The sequence below is a fragment of the Niveispirillum sp. BGYR6 genome (genome assembly GCF_027568365.1).
Taxonomy (GTDB): Bacteria; Pseudomonadota; Alphaproteobacteria; order Azospirillales; family Azospirillaceae; genus Niveispirillum.
In genome coordinates this window covers 359,136-376,369 of sequence record NZ_JANLNL010000001.1, presented here as the reverse complement: position 1 = coordinate 376,369, position 17,234 = coordinate 359,136, and the positions used below count along the sequence as shown (strand labels likewise).

Annotated in this window: 10 protein-coding genes; 5 read left to right on the top strand and 5 right to left on the bottom strand. The window is 65.2% G+C overall.

Annotated features, from left to right (window positions below):
- Positions 1–26 precede the first annotated feature (26 nt).
- Complete coding sequence (locus PCJ49_RS01565; RefSeq protein ID WP_269909395.1) at positions 27–1,166, bottom strand: isobutyryl-CoA dehydrogenase; 1,140 nt, start codon at positions 1,164–1,166, stop codon at positions 27–29.
- Between the two features lie 149 nt (positions 1,167–1,315).
- Positions 1,316–2,815, bottom strand: coding sequence for a CoA-acylating methylmalonate-semialdehyde dehydrogenase (locus PCJ49_RS01560; RefSeq protein WP_269909394.1), 1,500 nt, complete (start codon positions 2,813–2,815; stop codon positions 1,316–1,318).
- Positions 2,816–3,072: 257 nt separating this feature from the next.
- On the opposite strand from PCJ49_RS01560, the gene PCJ49_RS01555 reads away from it, so the two are divergent.
- The 4 genes from PCJ49_RS01555 to PCJ49_RS01540 all read left to right on the top strand — a co-directional run bounded on the left by PCJ49_RS01555 (position 3,073) and on the right by PCJ49_RS01540 (position 8,398).
- On the top strand, positions 3,073–3,750 hold the full coding sequence (locus PCJ49_RS01555; protein ID WP_269909393.1) for a helix-turn-helix transcriptional regulator: 678 nt from the start codon (positions 3,073–3,075) through the stop codon (positions 3,748–3,750).
- 86 nt (positions 3,751–3,836) lie between these two features.
- A complete protein-coding gene (locus PCJ49_RS01550) occupies positions 3,837–5,216 on the top strand; it encodes an aspartate aminotransferase family protein (RefSeq protein WP_269909392.1) in 1,380 nt (459 codons plus the stop codon).
- Complete coding sequence (locus PCJ49_RS01545; protein ID WP_269909391.1) at positions 5,213–6,604, top strand: glutamine synthetase family protein; 1,392 nt, start codon at positions 5,213–5,215, stop codon at positions 6,602–6,604. The genes PCJ49_RS01550 and PCJ49_RS01545 overlap by 4 nt, the downstream gene beginning before the upstream one ends.
- A 78-nt stretch (positions 6,605–6,682) precedes the next feature.
- A complete protein-coding gene (locus PCJ49_RS01540) occupies positions 6,683–8,398 on the top strand; it encodes a YjbH domain-containing protein (RefSeq protein WP_269909390.1) in 1,716 nt (571 codons plus the stop codon).
- On the opposite strand, the gene PCJ49_RS01535 is transcribed toward PCJ49_RS01540, so the two are convergent.
- Genes PCJ49_RS01535 through PCJ49_RS01525 form a run of 3 tightly spaced genes read right to left on the bottom strand, consistent with a single transcriptional unit; the run spans position 8,379 to position 13,183 of the window.
- Positions 8,379–9,818, bottom strand: a complete 1,440-nt coding sequence (locus tag PCJ49_RS01535; RefSeq protein WP_269909389.1) for an efflux transporter outer membrane subunit — start codon at positions 9,816–9,818, stop codon at positions 8,379–8,381. The two genes, PCJ49_RS01540 and PCJ49_RS01535, sit on opposite strands and share 20 nt — an antisense overlap.
- 24 nt (positions 9,819–9,842) lie before the next feature.
- Entirely contained in the window at positions 9,843–11,822 is a 1,980-nt protein-coding gene (locus PCJ49_RS01530; RefSeq protein WP_269909388.1) for a MacB family efflux pump subunit, read from the bottom strand.
- Positions 11,819–13,183: an efflux RND transporter periplasmic adaptor subunit gene (locus PCJ49_RS01525; RefSeq protein WP_269909387.1), complete on the bottom strand. Its 1,365-nt coding sequence runs from the start codon at positions 13,181–13,183 to the stop codon at positions 11,819–11,821. Before PCJ49_RS01525 ends, PCJ49_RS01530 begins: the two co-directional genes overlap by 4 nt.
- A gap of 299 nt (positions 13,184–13,482) precedes the next feature.
- On the opposite strand from PCJ49_RS01525, the gene PCJ49_RS01520 reads away from it, so the two are divergent.
- On the top strand, positions 13,483–17,046 hold the full coding sequence (locus PCJ49_RS01520) for a response regulator (RefSeq protein WP_269909386.1): 3,564 nt from the start codon (positions 13,483–13,485) through the stop codon (positions 17,044–17,046).
- The last annotated feature ends 188 nt before the right edge of the window (positions 17,047–17,234 follow it).

Sequence of the window (17,234 nt, the reverse complement as noted above, 5' to 3'; positions counted from 1 at the left end):
TCATTTCCCCATTTTTAGGCGGGTGATCAGGGCTGCAACAGCCGGCGTGCGATGATCACCCGCATGATCTCGTTGGTACCTTCCAGGATCTGGTGGACACGCAGATCGCGCAGGATGCGTTCCACCGGATATTCCCGGATGTAACCATAGCCGCCATGAAGCTGCAGTGCATCATTGGCGATCTGGAAACCGGCATCGGTGGCAAATCGCTTGGCCATGGCGCACCAGGTCGTCGCCTCCGCATGGCCCGCATCCAGCGCCACGGCACCACGATGCACCATCAGCCGGGCTGCATCCAGTTCGGTGGCCATATCGGCCAACTTGAACTGCAAGGCCTGGAACTCGTTCAGCTTTTTGCCAAACTGCTGGCGCACGTCCATATGCGCCTTTGCTGCCTCCAGGCAGGCCCGCGCGCCGCCCAGGGAGCAGGAGGCGATGTTGAGCCGCCCGCCATCCAGCCCCTTCATGGCGATCTTGAAGCCATCGCCTTCGGCCCCCAGCCGGTTGGCCACGGGTACGCGGCAATCCTCAAACGTCACCGGGGCGGTGGGCTGGCTGTTCCAGCCCATCTTGCGTTCCTTCTTGCCGAAGGACAGGCCGGGCGTGCCCTTTTCCACCACCAGACACGAAATCCCCTTCGGCCCCGGCCCGCCGGTGCGCACCATCACCACATAGATGTCGGACGTGCCACCGCCGGAAATGAAGGCCTTGGACCCGTTCAGCACATAATGATCGCCATCGCGTTCGGCCTTTGTCCGCAAGGACGCCGCATCCGACCCCGCCCCCGGTTCGGTGAGGCAATAGCTGGCGAAATGGGCCATGCTGAACAGGTCGGGCAGCCATTTCGCCCGCTGTTCCTCATTGCCGAACGTGTCGATCATCCAGGCCGCCATATTGTGGATGGATAGATAGGCGGCGGTGGAAGGACAGGCGGCGGACAGTTCCTCAAACAGGATCGCTGCATCCAGGCGGCCCAGGCCGGTGCCGCCAAACTGGTCACGGCAATAAAGCCCGGCAAAGCCCAGTTCCGCCGCCTTGCGTAGCGTCTCCACCGGGAAAATCTGGTTCTCGTCCCAGTCGGCGGCAAACGGGGCCATATGGTCGGCGGCGAATCCGCGCGCCAGATCCTGGATGGCGCGCTGGTCCTCGGTCAGATCGAAATCCATCTCGGTCGATCCTTGGCATAAGAAAACGGGCGGTGCCGCCTTCAGCCCTGATCAGGCCAAATCGCAAGCACCGCCCCAGTGTGCGGCCCGCCCTGGGAGAGCGTGATAAGGCCGCGTTTTCTGAGAAAAACTGGGGCGGTGGCCGCCCCTTACCCCATGGTGGGGATGACGAAGCTGGCCCCGTCGCGGATGCCCGATGGCCAGCGCGACGTTACCGTCTTGGTCTTGGTATAGAAACGCACGCTATCCGGGCCATGCTGGTTCAGGTCGCCGAAGCTGGAGCGCTTCCAGCCGCCGAACGTGTAATAGGCCAGCGGCACCGGGATCGGCACATTGATGCCGACCATGCCAACATCCACCCGGGCGGCGAAATCACGGGCCGTATCGCCGTCACGGGTAAAAATGGCGACGCCATTGCCATATTCATGATCGTTCGGCAGGGCCAAGGCCGCCTCGTAATCGTCGGCACGCACCACGGACAGCACGGGACCGAAGATTTCTTCCTTATAAATCCGCATGTCCGGCGTTACCCGGTCGAACAGCACGCCGCCCATGTAGAAGCCATTTTCATAGCCCTGCAGGGTCAGTTCGCGGCCATCCACCACCAGTTCGGCCCCTTCCTTGATGCCGATATCGACATAGGCCTTGATCTTGTCCAGATGCTGGTGGGTGACGACGGGGCCGAAATCCGCCGTCGGATCGGTGGAGGGGCCAACGCGCAGCGTGCGCACCCGGCTGGCCAGCCGGTCGACCAGAATATCCGCCGTCTTCTGGCCCACCGGCACGGCCACGGAAATGGCCATGCAGCGTTCGCCAGCAGAACCATAGCCGGCCCCGATCAGCGCATCGACCACCTGATCCATATCGGCATCGGGCATGATCAGCGCATGGTTCTTGGCGCCACCGAAGGCCTGCACCCGCTTGCCGTTGGCCGTGCCGCGGGCATAGATATATTCACCAATGGGGGTGGAGCCGACGAAGCCCACTGCCTTGATATCCGGGTGGTCAAGGATGGCGTCGACCACTTCCTTGTCGCCATTCACCACATTCAAGATGCCCTTGGGCAGCCCGGCCTCCGCCATCAGTTCCGCCAACAGCAGCGGCACGGACGGGTCGCGTTCCGATGGCTTCAGGATGAAGGCATTGCCACAGGCGATAGCGGGGGCAAATTTCCACATCGGGATCATGGCGGGGAAATTGAACGGCGTGATGCCGGCCACCACGCCCAGCGGCTGGCGCATCGAATACATGTCGATGCCGGGGCCCGCCCCTTCCGTGAACTCCCCCTTCAACAGGTGTGGAATACCAATGGCGAATTCCACCACCTCCAGCCCGCGCTGGATATCGCCCTTGGCGTCGGGGATGGTCTTGCCATGTTCCAGGGCCAGCTTCAGGGCTAGCTTGTCGAAATCCCGGTTCAGCAGTTCCAGGAACTTCATCAACACGCGGGCGCGCTTTTGCGGGTTGGTGGCGGCCCAGGCCGGCTGGGCCGCCTTGGCATTGGCCACGGCTTCAGCCAGTTCCAAAGCACTGGCCAACGGCACCTCGGCGGAGATTTCCCCCGTCATGGGCGTGAAGATCGGCGCGAAACGGCCGGATTTTCCCTCCACGCGCGCGCCACCGACAAAGTGATACAGCTTCTCGACCACGGGCTTCCTCCCTCGCTTCATTAAGGGAAAGGTGGCACGGGACGCGGCGCACGGCAAGGCGAGAGCAAACCCAGGCAGATGTGCGAAAATGCCAATATGCGCCCAGCCTTCCAGCAAAATGGAGGGATCGAAATGTCTTGGCAACGCCGGATGAATAATGACGGGACGCCCCGCCTGTCATCTGCTGCACAGATTGAAGAGGTTCGGTGAGGAACACATATTAAATTTCACTCAAAAGCGACCTAACCCTTTGGACTATGCCCCAGCCCTTCCCGCCCACCACCATTGATGTATGTTTCCAGCAGAGGCACGCAGGGGAGACGCAGCAAGTGCAACATCATGATGGGGTGCATCTCCGCACCATGCGGACATCACGGGGGATGAGTCTGGCGACACTCGCCAATTCTGCCGGGCTGTCGAAAAGTGAGATTTCAAAGCTGGAGAATGGGGTTCGGCCTTTCCGGCCCGATCATGTGATCCGGTTGGCGAAGATTTTCGGGGTGGGGCCTAGCGACATGCTTTCCCCCTCCAGCCCGCTGCGCAGCATGTTGGGCGACAGCAAGGCGGAAACGGAACTGCCGCTTTATGACGGGCGTGACCTTGCCCGCGAAGGTAGCAACGCGACCGCCCGCAGCAAGACCGCACGCCCGGCGGCGCTGCGCAGCGCCGCCGGTGCCTATGCGGTGACGGTGGCCGATCTGAACAATGCCCCGGCCTTTGCGCCTGGTGCGGTTTTGCTGGTCAATCCGGAAGCGACGGCCAAGGTGGGCGATCTGGTGGTGAACCGGGTATCCTGGTCGCCGTTGGCCTTCTATCTGCGCCAGGATGACGATGGGGGACTTTATGGGTTGACCCTGTCACGCAAGCGGGTGGAACTGGCCATGGATGATGCGGAGAAGTTGCACCGCGTCGTGGGTATCTGGCTGGGTGATTAACACCTTACGCCGTCAGGCTAAGGCTTGACGGCGCAACAGCCACCCAGCCACACTTCCGGGCGGAGCGGTCCGGGAGACAATGCCAAATGGCAGTGGAATTGGGTGGGATTGATACGGCGCGCATCGCGGCCCTGATGGCTGCGGAGCGCGCCGTTTTCATTGATGCACATCCGCGTTCGGCGGCAGAGGCGGGCCAGGGGCTGCAAGGCTTCTATCACGGCGTGCCCATGCACTGGATGCGGGATTGGCCGATGCCCTTCCCCCTGCTGGTGGAAAGCGCCAATGGCGCCAGCCTGACCGATATTGACGGCCATATCCTGGCCGATTTCTGCCTTGGCGATACCGGTTCCATGTTCGGCCATTCCCCGCCCGCCGTGGCGGCGGCCATCGCCCGGCAGGCCAGCCTTGGCCTGACCTATATGCTGCCGACGCAGGATGCAGCCGCCGTGGGCCGGCTGCTGCAACAGCGCTTCGGCCTGCCCCACTGGCAGGTGGCGGGCAGCGCCACCGACGCCAACCGCTTTGCCCTGCGGGTGGCCAGGGCCGCCACCGGGCGGCCGAAGATCCTGGTCTTCAACGGCTGTTACCACGGCACTGTCGATGAAACCTTCGTCCGACTGGTGGATGGCACACCTGTCAACCGGCCGGGCCTGCTGGGGCAGGTAACCGACCTGACGGCCCAGACGAAGGTGGTGGAATTCAACGATCTGCCGGCGCTGGAAGCCGCCTTGGCCGACCGCGATATCGCCTGTGTCATCACCGAACCGGTACTGACCAATTGCTGTATGGTGCTGCCGGACCCGGATTTCCATCGAGCGTTACGCCGACTGACCCGGCAGACGGGTACCCTGCTGCTGATCGATGAAACGCACACCATCTCCACCGGCCCTGCCGGGTATTGCGGGCGGTACGGGCTGGAGCCCGACATCTTCGTGCTGGGCAAACCGGTGGCCGGCGGGGTGCCAGCGGCGGTCTGGGGCTTTACCGATCCGGTGGCAGCCGGTCTGGACCGGGCGCGGGCGGCACTGCCCCCCGGCCATTCCGGCATGGGCACCACGCTTTCCGCCAATGCCCTGTCGCTGGCGGCCATGCGGGCCTGCCTGGAACAGGTGATGACGCCTGACGCCTATGCCCATATGGAGTCGCTGGCCGAACAACTGGCACAGGGACTGACGGGGGCCATCGATGCCGCTGGTCTGCCTTGGCATGTGGTGCGGGTCGGGGCCCGGGTGGAGTTCATCTGCGCCCCCGGCCCCTTGCGCAATGGCACAGAGGCAGAGGCCGCCCATGCCGGCCCGCTGGAACAGGCCATCCATCTGGCCCTGCTGAACCGGGGCTGTCTGATCGCACCCTTCCATAACATGATGCTGCTCTCCCCAGTGACGGAGGCGGGCCAGGTGGCGCGGCTGATCAGCGCCTTCAGCGACGTTACCCGCCTTCTGACCGCAAAAGGGGAACGGGCATGATCCCCGCCACCGCCGCCCCGTGGGATGAGGCACGGCATTTCCTGGCCAACCATCCGGAGATCGAGGCCATTGACATCGTGCTGGTCGATCCCAACGGCATCGGCCGGGGCAAGATCATCCGCCGGCACGAATTGGAAGGGCTCTACCGCCAGGGGCGGCATCTGCCCTCCTCCATCCTGGGGCTGGATGTAACCGGGGAGGATGTGGAGGAAACCGGGCTGGTCTGGGCCATGGGCGATGCCGATCTGAGGGCCTGGCCGGTGCCGGGCACGCTGGTGCCCCTGCCCTTCACCAGCCCGCCGCGCGCCCAGGTGCTGGTGAGCCTGCATGAGCTGGATGGCAGGCCCTTTGCCGCCGATCCCCGCCACGCCCTGGCACGGCAAATCACCGCCATGGCGGCGGAGGGACGGCACCCGGCCGGCGCGTTTGAGCTGGAATTCTATCTGCTGGATGCCAATCCCGGTGCCGATGGCCGCCCGCGTCCCGCCGCCATGGCGCTGGACGGCCGACGCCATGGCCAGACCCAGGTTTACGGGCTGGATGATCTGGATGGGATGCAGCCCTTCTTCGCCCAGGTCTATGCGGCGGCAGAGGCCCAGGGCCTGCCGCTGGAAACGCTGATCGCCGAATATGCGCCAGGGCAATATGAGCTGACGCTGCATTACCAAACCGATCTGCTGCGCGCCGCTGACGATCTGGTGATGTTGAAACGGCTGGTACGGGCATTGGCCCGGCGGCATGGCATGGTGGCCTGTTTCATGGCCAAGCCGTTCCAGGGGATGGCGGGTTCGGGGATGCATCTGCATGTGTCGCTGGCCGACGGGGCCAGCAAGAACCTGTTCGCCGAACCGGCGGGGGAACAGCCCCCCTGCCCGTTGCTGCGCCATGCCATTGGCGGACTGGCCGCCACCATGGGCGATGGGATGCTGGTGTTCGCCCCCCATGCCAATAGCTGGCGGCGCTATGTCGCCAATCTCTATGCCCCGGTTTCACCCAGTTGGGGCTGCAACGACCGGTCGGTGGCGCTGCGGGTGCCGGCGGGCGATGTGGCGGCACGGCGGGTGGAACATCGCCCGGCCGGGGTGGATGCCAATCCCTATCTGGTGGCGGCCACGGTGCTGGCCGGCATCCGCCACGGCATCGACCAGCAGATTGATCCGGGCTCGCCCGCCGAGCGCGAAGGATATAACCGCCAGGGCCTGTTCGACGCCACCATGCCGCGCGACTGGCACAGCGCGCTGATCCAGGCCGAAACATCGGATTTCCTGAAATCAGCGCTTGGCCCCGCGCTCCACCGTTCTTTCTGCGCCATCAAACGGGCGGAGCTGGGGCGGGTGATGGCGGCGGTGACGGAGCTGGATTACCAGCTTTATCTGCATCAGGTGTAAAAGCTGATCGTGAATAGTTGTGTAATCCGACTGACACACACATAATCCGGCTTCGCTTTCGCAACTGCGTTCCCCATCTTGCGCCGCCTGCTGCTGCCATTGCTATCCATTCTGCTGGCGGCCGGGGCGCAGGCGGCGGAGGGGCCGTTGCCGGGGGTTCACCCTTCCGCCTTCCTGCCGGCCGCCGGCTCCGCCTGGCTGGATGAGATGCTGTGGCGGGGCGGTGGGGAGGCCCGGATCGGCCTGCAACCCGTCACGCCGCTGGCCGTCACCCTGCGCCAGCCGGCAGACAGTGACGACGCGGTGGGTGATCTTGATCTGCGGCTCTGGCCGCAAGGCCGCTATCATCCGGCCCTGACCCTGGGGATGCGTGGTCTGGGCGAAAGCGCTGACAGGCTTGACAGCGCCATGCTGGGGGTGGAGGTGGCGGGGGTGCAGCTTTCCACCGGCCTTGGCTGGCGCGGTGGTCTCGCCAATCACCCCGGCGCCCCGATCGGGCTGGTCAATCTGCGTGTCCCCGTCCGCCTGCCCCTGATCAAAACAATGTGGCTGACGGCCAGCGGCGGCACGGCCGGGGCCGCCTGGCAACCGCGCCTGACCGCCAGCCTGCGGCCGCTGCAGGGCTTGGAATTGTCCGGCAGCTGGCAACGGCGGCGGGGCCTGCTGCTGGGGCTGGCCTTGCGTCTGGACCTGACAGAGCGGGACCAACCCTGGCCGCTGCCCGCACGCCGACCGGATGGGCAACCCATCACCGAAATCACCGCCACCATGCCGGCCGCCGACACCGTTGCCGCCGCTGCCCTGGTTGACAATCCCCCCACCAGCATCGCCACCCACCGGCTGGGCCTGCCCGGCATGGCGGTGCAGATGACACCCGGATCGCTGGAACGTGCCCGCCGCTGGGATGGCAGCGGCGCGGAAATCCGCCGCAGCGCCCGCTTCAGCCGCGCCCCTTACCCATCGCACCGCGCCCAGCATTGGGAAATCGGGCTGGATGCCATGGTGGAGGCCGGGCCAGGGCCGGATGGCACAAACTGGGCCCAGCGCAGCAGCGCAGGCGCGGCGCTGACCCTGGTGCCGCTGGCCGGGCTGATCCTGCATGGCGGCGGCCGGTTCACCATGCCGGAACCCGCCTATCGCCCGGCACTGGCGGAGGATACGCGCGGCCGTGGCGGGCTGGCCGCCTATATGGCGGAACCGCTGACACTGGAACGCGCACAAGGGAATATCGTCGCCGCCCTGTCCCCAGCGCTGGACGTGATGCTGGAGGCCGGCCATCTGGAGGAAATGTATAGCGGGGCGGGTGGGGAGCTGCGCTGGCAGCGCCCGCTGGACCGCTGGTCGGTCGGCCTCACCGCGCATCATCTGTGGCAGCGGCTGCCCGGTGACATCGCCCTGTTGCGCGGATCGGACAAGACCAGCGGTCACCTGACCCTGGGCTGGGAAGAGGCGGAAGCCGATACGCGCCTGGAACTGGCGGTGGGCCGCTATCTGGCCGGCGACTGGGGGGGTACAGCCAGCCTGTCCCGCCGGTTCGGCACCGGGGCGCTGCTGGCGACCGAACTGACGGTGGATCGTGATGGCGGCAGCACGCTCGGCTTTTCCGTGACCCTGCCGCTGGGCAATCTGTGGAACCGGGTTGAGATCAACACGAAGGGGAGAATCCACCCGCTGGCCCGGGCCCGCCGGGAACGGCTGGACCGGGTCTTCACGCTGGGCGATCTGCGCCATGCCGCCGGCTATGGCCGTCTGCTGCGGGATTGGGATCGCGCCTTCACCCGGCCGGTGGAGTGACAGCCCCCGCCGCCGGCCCCCAACCACCGCCCAGCGCCCGATACAGCGCCACCGCCGCCTGCAATTCCGCCAGCCGGGTCTGGGTCAGGCTGTCCTGGGCGGAGAGCAGGGAGCGCTGGGCATCCAGCAGGGTCAGCAGGTCAACCTGACCTTCCCGATAGCGGGTTTCCGCCAGCCGGAAGACTTCGCGCGCCAGCCGAACCGATTCCTCCTGCAGCTTGCGCTGGGTTTCGGCATTGCGGGCAGCACCGCGCGCCGTCTCCAGATCCGAAAAGGCGGTCAGGATATTGGCGCGGTAGGTCTCGATCAGTTGCAGCTTCTGCGCCTCGGCAATCTGCACGGCGGCGCGACGGCTGCCGCCATCGAAGATCGACTGCGCCAGCGACAGGCCCAGATTGGCCGCTGCCGTCGGCGCACTCACCAGGCTGCTCAATCCACTGCCGGACAGATTGCCCGACAGGTTGATATTGGCCGACGGGTACAGAGCGGCCCGCGCGGCCACAATATCCGCCCCGGCGCTGACCAATGCCAGGGCGGCGCCTTTCAGGTCGGGCCGGCGTTCCAACAGGTCTGCCGGTACCCCCACACCGGTGACCGGCAGACCCAGCCCGCCAAGGCCGCCGGCAGTGACCGCCATATCCTGCGGCTGCCGCCCCAGCAACACGGCCAGATTCAAGGTGGCATCCAGTTCCTGCTGTCGCAGCGACGGAATGGCCGCCCGCTGGGATACCAGCGACGCCTGTTGCTGGGCCAGATCCAGGGCGGTGGCGGCCCCATTGCGGAAGCGGGATTCCACCACCGCCAGAACCCGTTGCGCCAAGGTCAGATTTTCTTCCGCATTGCGGGCACGGTCCCGCAAGGCCAATACCTGGAAATAGGTGTTGGCCACATCCGCCGTCACCGTCAGGGCGACGGTTTCCTGGTCCAGCCGACTGATTTCCGTATTCACCCGCGCGGCCGTGTCGGAGGCGCGGTTCTTGCCCCAGAAATCCAGCTCATAGGAAGCCGACAGGCCCAGCCCGGTGCTGGTGCGCCCCTGGGAAGCGGCGGTGCTGTCGCCCCAGCCACCGCTCTGCTGCCGGCTGACATTGGCAGACGCCCCCAGGGAGGGCAGCAGGGCGGCACCGGCCTGCACCTCCCGCAACTGCGCCTGACGCAGCCGCAGGGCGGCGCGGGCCAGATCGGTATTGGCCTGTCTGGCTTCGGCCAGCAGGGCCAGCAGTTCCGGCGTATTGAAGCCCTGCCACCAGTCAGCCTTGGGCCAGACGGCAGCGGCATCATTGCCGGCCGACCATGCGGCCTGTGGCGTTACCGGCCGCACCAATGCCATATCTTCCGGGTGGCTGGAACAGCCGCCCAACAGGGCCGCGCTGGCAAGAAGGGCGATGGTCAGGGGCCGAAGCGGGCGGCGGGTGATCATGCGGGGAAAGTCCGGGATTTAGGGTCAGTCAGACGCAAGCGCGACGACGGGATCAAGATGGGCGGCGCGGCGGGCCGGGGTGAAGCCGAAGATCAGGCCGGTGGCAAAGGCACAGCCAAAGGCCAGCAGCACCGGCATCAGCGACAATTGAATGGGCGTACCGATAAGCGTCAGCCCACCCGCCACCGACAGGCCCAGTACCACACCGATCACCCCGCCCAACGCCGATACCAGCAAGGCCTCCAGCATGAATTGCTGCATGACGTGCCGGGCGCGGGCGCCGGTGGCCATGCGGATGCCGATTTCGCGCGTCCGCTCCGTCACATTCACCAGCATGATATTCATCACGCCGATCCCGCCCACCAGCAGGGAGATGGCGGCGATGGAGCCCAACAGCACCGTCATCGTGTCCCGCATCGCCATCTGCGTTTCAATGATGGAGGCGGTATTGCGGATCTGGAAATCCTCCATCGAATGGCGGGCGATCAGCAGGGCTGTCACCTCCGCCTGGGTGGCGTCGATCTGCTCCAGATCCTCCACCAGCACGGTGATGGTGCGCAGGTTACGCTGGCCGAACAGGCGCAACTGACCGGTGGTCAGCGGCACGAAGACGACATCATCCTGATCCTGGCCAAAGGCCGTCGCCCCCTTGGCCGACATCACCCCGATGACCTGGAACGGCACATTCTTCAACAGCATATATTTGCCGATGGGGTTGGTACCGGGAAAGACGTTGTTGGCCACCGTCTGGCCGATGACGGCAACAGGGGCGTAGCGTTTCTCATCCTCCGGCGTGAAGAACACGCCTTCCCCCACCGGCCAGTTCTTGGCCGTCACCATGTTGGATGTCGTGGCATTCACCTGGGTCTGGTAATCCTGGGTGCCGGCGCGGGCGGTCACGCCGCCGGTATATTCCGGCACCGCCGCCACCACATTGCGCAGGGTGGCAATGGCATCGGCATCGCTGGGCACCAGGGTCGCCACGCCATTGGCATTGCGCTGGCCGGGCGCGCCGGGGCGCACCAACAGCAAGTTGGTGCCCATGGCACTGATCTGGTCCATCACCGCCTGTTTGGACCCATTGCCCACCGCCAGCATCGCCACCACAGAGGCAACCCCGATGACAATGCCCAGCAGAGTCAGGATGGTGCGATAGAGGTTGGCCGTCAGCGCCCCCATGGCCATGCGGAAGGCTTCCACCAGTTCCCGCATCGTCCAGCCGCTATCCTGCCCCGGTTCCGGTACGTGCAGGGCATGGGCCGGAACCGGGGGGGCCGGGGCCACGCCCGGATGTTCCACCGGATGGTCGGCAATGATCTGGCCGTCCTTGATCTCCACCAGCCGGCGGGCATTCTGCGCCACATCACGGTCATGGGTGATCAGGATGATGGTGTGCCCCTGGTCGGCCAACTGACCCAGCAGGCGCATCACCTCTTCCCCGCTGCGGCTGTCCAACGCACCGGTCGGCTCATCCGCCAGAATGACCTGACCGCCATTGACCAGGGCGCGGGCGATGGAAACACGCTGCTGCTGACCGCCGGACAATTGGCTGGGCCGGTGATCCAGCCGTTCGCCCAGGCCCAGGGAAGTCAGCAAATGTTCCGCCCGCTCCCGCCGCGCGTCCAGCGACATGCCGGCATAGATGGCGGGAACGGCGACATTCTCCGCCGCCGAGATCATCGGGATCAGGTTATAGCTTTGAAAGACGAAGCCAAACGCCTCGCGCCGCAACAGCGCCAGCATGTCGCGGTCAAAGGTGGAAACATCCCGCCCGTCAAACAGATATTCGCCCGTCGTCGGCCGGTCCAGGCAGCCCAGAATATTCATCAGGGTGGATTTGCCCGACCCCGACGCCCCCATGATGGCGATAAACTCGCCAGGATAAATCTTCAGGGAGATGCCTTTCAGCACCTGCACCGCCAGTTCCCCGGTGGCGTAGGTCTTGGTGATCTCCCGCAGCTCAATCAGCGGGGTCACCGGCTGCGGCGGCTGCGGCGCGCTCATAGCACCCCCGGCGGGCGCATCCGCTGTGCATTCTGCTGGTTCTGCTGGCGTTGGGCCTGCATCTGGCCGGCGCTGGGGGCGCGGCCAATCACCACCTGTTCCCCCTCCTTCAGGCCATCGGTGATTTCCACATGGATGCGGTCGCTGACGCCGATGGTCACCCGGCGTTCCTCCGTCGTGCCATCCGGTTTCAGCACGGTGACCATCCGCATCTTGCCGTGCCCGCCGCCGGCCGGGCGTTCGCCCCCTGCGGCCGGCGGACCGGGCCGCGCGCTGGCCCCGCCGGCCGTTTCGGCACCGGGCGGGCGCTGGCCGGGCTGGCGAGGGCCGGTGGGGCGCTGCGGCGCCTGCAACGCCGCCACCGGCACGCGCACCACATCCTTGGCCGAGGCAACGATGAAGAAGACCTGGGCCGTCATCTGGGTCATCAACTCGCCCCCCTCGTTCCCGACATCGAACAGGGCGTTATAGAGAACCACGTTATTTTCAACCGTCGGCGTCGGCTCCACCTGCCGCAATGTGCCCTGCCAGCGGCGATCCGGCCGGCCCAGCGTGGTGAAATAGGCCGGCATCCCGACCTTCAGGCGGGAAACATCGGCCTCCGACACCTCCGTCGTCACCGTCATCGCCGACAGATCGGCGATGCGCAGCACGATGGGGGCCGACTGGTTGGCATTCAGGGTCTGGCCCTGCTTGGCATTCTGCGACACCACGGTGCCGGTCATCGGCGCGTAAATCTTGGTATAGCCCAGGTTCGCCTCATCCCCGCGCAGGGTGGATGTCGTCTGACGGATCTGGGCATTCATCACCCGCACCGATGCTTCGGCCGCGCGCAGGCTGGTCTCAGCACTCTGATAGGCGTCCTGGCTGGTGGCATTGTCCTTCAGCAGGTTCTTCTGGCGCTGATATTGCTGGCGGGCCAAGGCCAGTTCCGCCTCCCGCTGAGCCAGCTGGGCGCTGTAATTTTCCAGCTGCGCCTTATCGGCCTCCACCCTGGTCTGATAGACGGTGGGGTCGATTTCTGCCAGCAGCGTGCCCTGCTCCACTGTCTGGCCGATTTCCACATGCAGCTTGCGCAACTGGCCAGAAACCTGGGTGCCGACATCCACATAGTCGCGCGGCTGCAGGTTGCCCACCGCCGACACCGTATCCTCAATATCGCCCCGTTCCACCGCAGCGGTCAGCAGATGGGCATTGTCGGGTCCGGTGGAGCGGACGCCGAACCACCACCAGGCCCCGCCCCCCAGCAGCACCAGTGCGGTAAGGCCAATGGGCAACAGCCGGCGGGACTTGCCTTTACCGCGACGCGGGGTCGCGGGTTTAGGGGAACCGGCAGCAACGACAGGGCTGGAGGGCTGCATCAGCGATCTTCAGTCAGTTCGTGGAAAGTCAAGGCGGTAAGCCCTTATACGTCGCATCCGGGAAAGCCCTGCACAGAAAGATCGGGAAGTTTCATGACAGGTTTATTTCTCCCCTGCGTCGGGATGCGGCCTGCCCGGTCAGCGCTGTTTTCCGCCTCCCAACCTGATAATCCCGCTATCCCAATGAACGAAAATCCCAGGCTGCTGCACTGGCACCATTTCCGTTATAGAATAGGGTATGAGCTTTACGGCGGATTGCCCGCCGTGGCGGCGGCTTTTGCCTGTATTCCGGATTGGCCATGGCGCTTTATTCCGCATTCCTAACGCTGCGCGGGCGGCTGATATTTCTGGTGGCGACAGTTATCGCCGCCATGGCCATTGTGCTGGTGCTGGAAAACAGTGCGCGGCGCAATGATGCTATTGTCCAGGCCCAGACCCGCGCCCTGGATATTGCCCAGGCCATTGCCAATCAGCATGGCGAATTGCTGATGAATGTACAGCGCGTGGTCACTGTGGTGGCCCGGCAACCGCCGGGGGAGGCGGAATGTGCGGCCAGACTTTCCCCATTGAAGGAAACCCAGCCCTGGCTGTCGAACCTGCTGGTGACCGACGCCGAAGGCAAAGTGTTGTGCGGCACCGCAGCAGCCGGTGCCGTGCAAAGCGTTGCCGGCCGGGATTATTTCCGGCAGGCCATGATGACCGGCCAGCCGGTCACCAGCGGTTACCTGCGCGCGCTCAGCGATGGTCGCTCCATCCTGGTCTATGCCCACCCGATCATGGGAAAGGATGGCAAACCGGGCGGGGTGGTTCTGGCGGGGTTGCTGCTGGCCTGGCTGGAACAGTCGGCCGACCGGCTGACCGCCGATACCGCCACCGAAATGAACCTGCTGGCCGTTGATGCCCAAGGCAATGCGCTGATCCGCAAGCCGCATATACCGGGGATGGAAGGCGTGTCGCTGCGCGACCTTCCCTTCGTGCAGATGGCCCTGCAGCGGGAGAGCGGCACCCTGCAGGGCACCGGGGTGGACCGGGTGGAACGGCTGATGGGCTTTGCCTCGCTGGGCGATACCGGGGTGAAGATCATTGTCTCCTTCCCCAAGGATCAGGCGGTGGCCCGTGCTGAACTGGAATTCAGCCGGCATCTGGCCTTTACCGGCATCGTCGCCATCCTGGCCGTCGCCATCCTCTATGTCGGCCTGTCACGCACGGTGCTGACGCCGCTGACCCGGCTTTCCAGCGTGGTGGAACGATTGGGCCGGGGGGAACTGGGCCTGCGCGCACCAGCAGGGCCGGGGGAAATCGGCGTGCTGGGGGCTGCGATCAATGAAATGGCGGAAGGGTTGCAGCATCAGGCCCAGGAACTGGCAACCCGGGATGCGCAATACCGGCTTCTTTCTGAACAGGGCAGCGATGTGGTGGCCCTTCACGCCCTGGACGGTGCCTATCTCTATGTCTCCCCCTCAGCCGATTGGATGCTGGGTCACAAACCGGAACAGCTGACCGGCGGCAGCCCGCTGGATCTGGTGCATGAGGAGGATGCCGAACGTCTGGAACGGGCCCTGTCCGTGCTGACCGCCGGTATGCCCTGCCCGCCCGTCACCTATCGGCTGCGCCATGGTGACGGACATTTCATCTGGGTGGAAACCGCTTTCGCCCTGGCGGCCGACCGGCAGGCCGGCCAACGCATTGTGTCCGCGACACGCGATGTCGGCGAGCGGGTGGCACAGGAGCAGGAGCTGCGCACCGCGCGTGACCGTCTGGGTGATCAGGCAGAAAATCTGCGCCGGCTGGCCGATGACCTGGACCGCTCGCGTCTGGCCGCGGAAGCCGCGCGGGAGGCGGCCGAACAGGCCCGGCGGGAGGCTGAACGCGCCAATCAGGCGAAATCCGAGTTTCTGGCCAATATGAGCCACGAGGTCCGCACGCCGATGAACGGCATCATCGGCATGACGGCCCTGTTGCTGGATACCACCCTGGACCCCGAACAGCGCGGCTTTGCCGACACGATCCGGGAAAGCGCCGACGCGCTGCTGTATGTCATCAACGATATTCTGGATGTCTCCAAGCTGGAAGCGGGCAAGCTGGAGCTGGAGCAGATCGACTTCTCCCTGGAAGAGGTGGTGGATGGCGTGCTGGCCATCCTGGCGCCGCGGGCCCAGCAAAAGGCCATCGCCCTGACCGCCAATCTGGATACGGCAGCCACCGGTGCCTATCGCGGTGACCCCACAAGATTGCGGCAGATTTTGCTGAACCTGGCCGGCAATGCGGTGAAATTCACCGAGGATGGGCGTGTCACCATCAAGGTGCAGCTGCTGCCATCAACCGATGGCAGCGAGGGCCGGAACCTGCGCTTCACGGTGAAGGATACCGGCATCGGCATGGCGCCGGAACAGATTGACCGTCTGTTCCAGAAATTCAATCAAGCCGATAATTCCATCAGCCGCCGTTTCGGCGGCACCGGTCTGGGGCTGACCATCAGCCAGCAGCTGGCCCGGTTGATGGGATCGGAAATCAAGGTGGACAGCACGCCCGGCGCCGGCAGCCGCTTCTGGTTCGATATCAATCTGCCAGCCGCCAGCGCCCGCCTGCCCAACCGGCTGGAACTGCCGGAACGGCTGCGCCGGCTGACGGCGCTGGTGGTGGATGATCTGGAAACCAACCGCCGCATCATGGGCGGCCATCTGGATCGGCTTGGCATACGGCATGTGCTGGTCAATGGGGGGCAAGGCGCGCTGACCGAACTGGATCGTGCTGCGCGGGAAAAGCGGCCGCCGGATGTCATCCTGATCGACCATTCCATGCCCGGCATGGCCGGCGACAGTTTGGGCGCCTGGCTGCGTCACCATCCCAGCTTTGCCCAGGTCAAACTGGTGCTGGTCACCTCAGCCGGCGGGCTGGAACCGGGCGATCCGGCGGCGGAAGTCTTCGATGCGGTGCTGGTGAAGCCGGTGCGGCCGCAGGCCCTGCTGGAGACATTGGGCCGACTGTTCGGGGAGCCGGTTCCTGCGGTCCCGGAGACGCCTGAGATCGGCCAGCCGCTGGCCCGCGGCGTCGGACGGCAGGTTCTGGTGGTGGATGATAACCAGATCAACCGCGACGTGGCCCGCCTGATCCTCATGCGCGAGGGCTATGGCGTCACCCTGGTGGGCGACGGGATGGAGGCCACCGCTGCGGCAGCCGCTAACCGCTATGATCTGATCCTGATGGATGTGCAGATGCCGGGAATGGACGGGATAGAGGCGACCCGCCTGATCCGTACCCAGGAACAGCAGGCAGGCCGCCCCCGCACCCCGATCATCGCCATGACAGCGAATGCCATGGTGGGGATGCGGGAAACCTATCTGGAGGCCGGGATGGATGATTACGTGTCCAAGCCCTATGTGCCCGTCACCCTGCTGGAAACCGCCGCCCGCTGGTCGGGTGCGGCCGGTACAACAAGAATATTGGAGGTTACGCCTGAAATGGTGGAGACGAATACACAGGAAGATGATGTTTCAGGCGAACCGGTGCTGGACCGCAGCGTGCTGGAAGGGTTGCTCTCCTTTGCCACAGTGGAGGAATTCAGCGATCTGGTCTGGACTTTCATCAAAACCGGGCGGCAGCGCGTCGAACGGATGCAGAAACATCAGACGGACAGCAACTGGCCGGACCTCCGCCGCGAAGCCCATTCCATGATCTCGCTGGCCGGCAACCTGGGCACACCCCGGTTGCGCGTGCTGGCGCAGCGGATCGAAATGGCGATCATTGAGGAACGCTATGGCGATGCGGGGGAGCTTGTCAGCCGTTTCATCCGCCACGCCCCGGCCGGCTGGCTGGCGCTGGAAGCTTTCCTGGCCGAACTGCACGCCCCGGCAGCCTCCTGACCCCAGGATGGGACGGGGGTGTCTGTGACATTAATGGGGCCGCTTCGCTTTGTTTACCCACTCTTAAGCAGTGGATGTAAATCTGAGTGTCTGTTCACCTTGCCTTCGGGGCGACGTTACCCATCGGTAGCGTGAAGGAGAGAGCGACGGCCGGCACGGCCCTCCTGCGGAGGTGCCGTGCCTTGGCG

What these genes read in the sequence shown, in the direction of transcription:
- PCJ49_RS01565 (WP_269909395.1), bottom strand. Translation starts at nt 1,166, where the DNA reads ATGGATTTCGATCTGACCGAGGACCAGCGCGCCATCCAGGATCTGGCG.
- PCJ49_RS01555 (WP_269909393.1), top strand. Translation starts at nt 3,073, where the DNA reads ATGCCCCAGCCCTTCCCGCCCACCACCATTGATGTATGTTTCCAGCAG.
- PCJ49_RS01550 (WP_269909392.1), top strand. Translation starts at nt 3,837, where the DNA reads ATGGCAGTGGAATTGGGTGGGATTGATACGGCGCGCATCGCGGCCCTG.
- PCJ49_RS01545 (WP_269909391.1), top strand. Translation starts at nt 5,213, where the DNA reads ATGATCCCCGCCACCGCCGCCCCGTGGGATGAGGCACGGCATTTCCTG.
- PCJ49_RS01535 (WP_269909389.1), bottom strand. Translation starts at nt 9,818, where the DNA reads ATGATCACCCGCCGCCCGCTTCGGCCCCTGACCATCGCCCTTCTTGCC.
- PCJ49_RS01530 (WP_269909388.1), bottom strand. Translation starts at nt 11,822, where the DNA reads ATGAGCGCGCCGCAGCCGCCGCAGCCGGTGACCCCGCTGATTGAGCTG.
- PCJ49_RS01525 (WP_269909387.1), bottom strand. Translation starts at nt 13,183, where the DNA reads ATGCAGCCCTCCAGCCCTGTCGTTGCTGCCGGTTCCCCTAAACCCGCG.
- PCJ49_RS01520 (WP_269909386.1), top strand. Translation starts at nt 13,483, where the DNA reads ATGGCGCTTTATTCCGCATTCCTAACGCTGCGCGGGCGGCTGATATTT.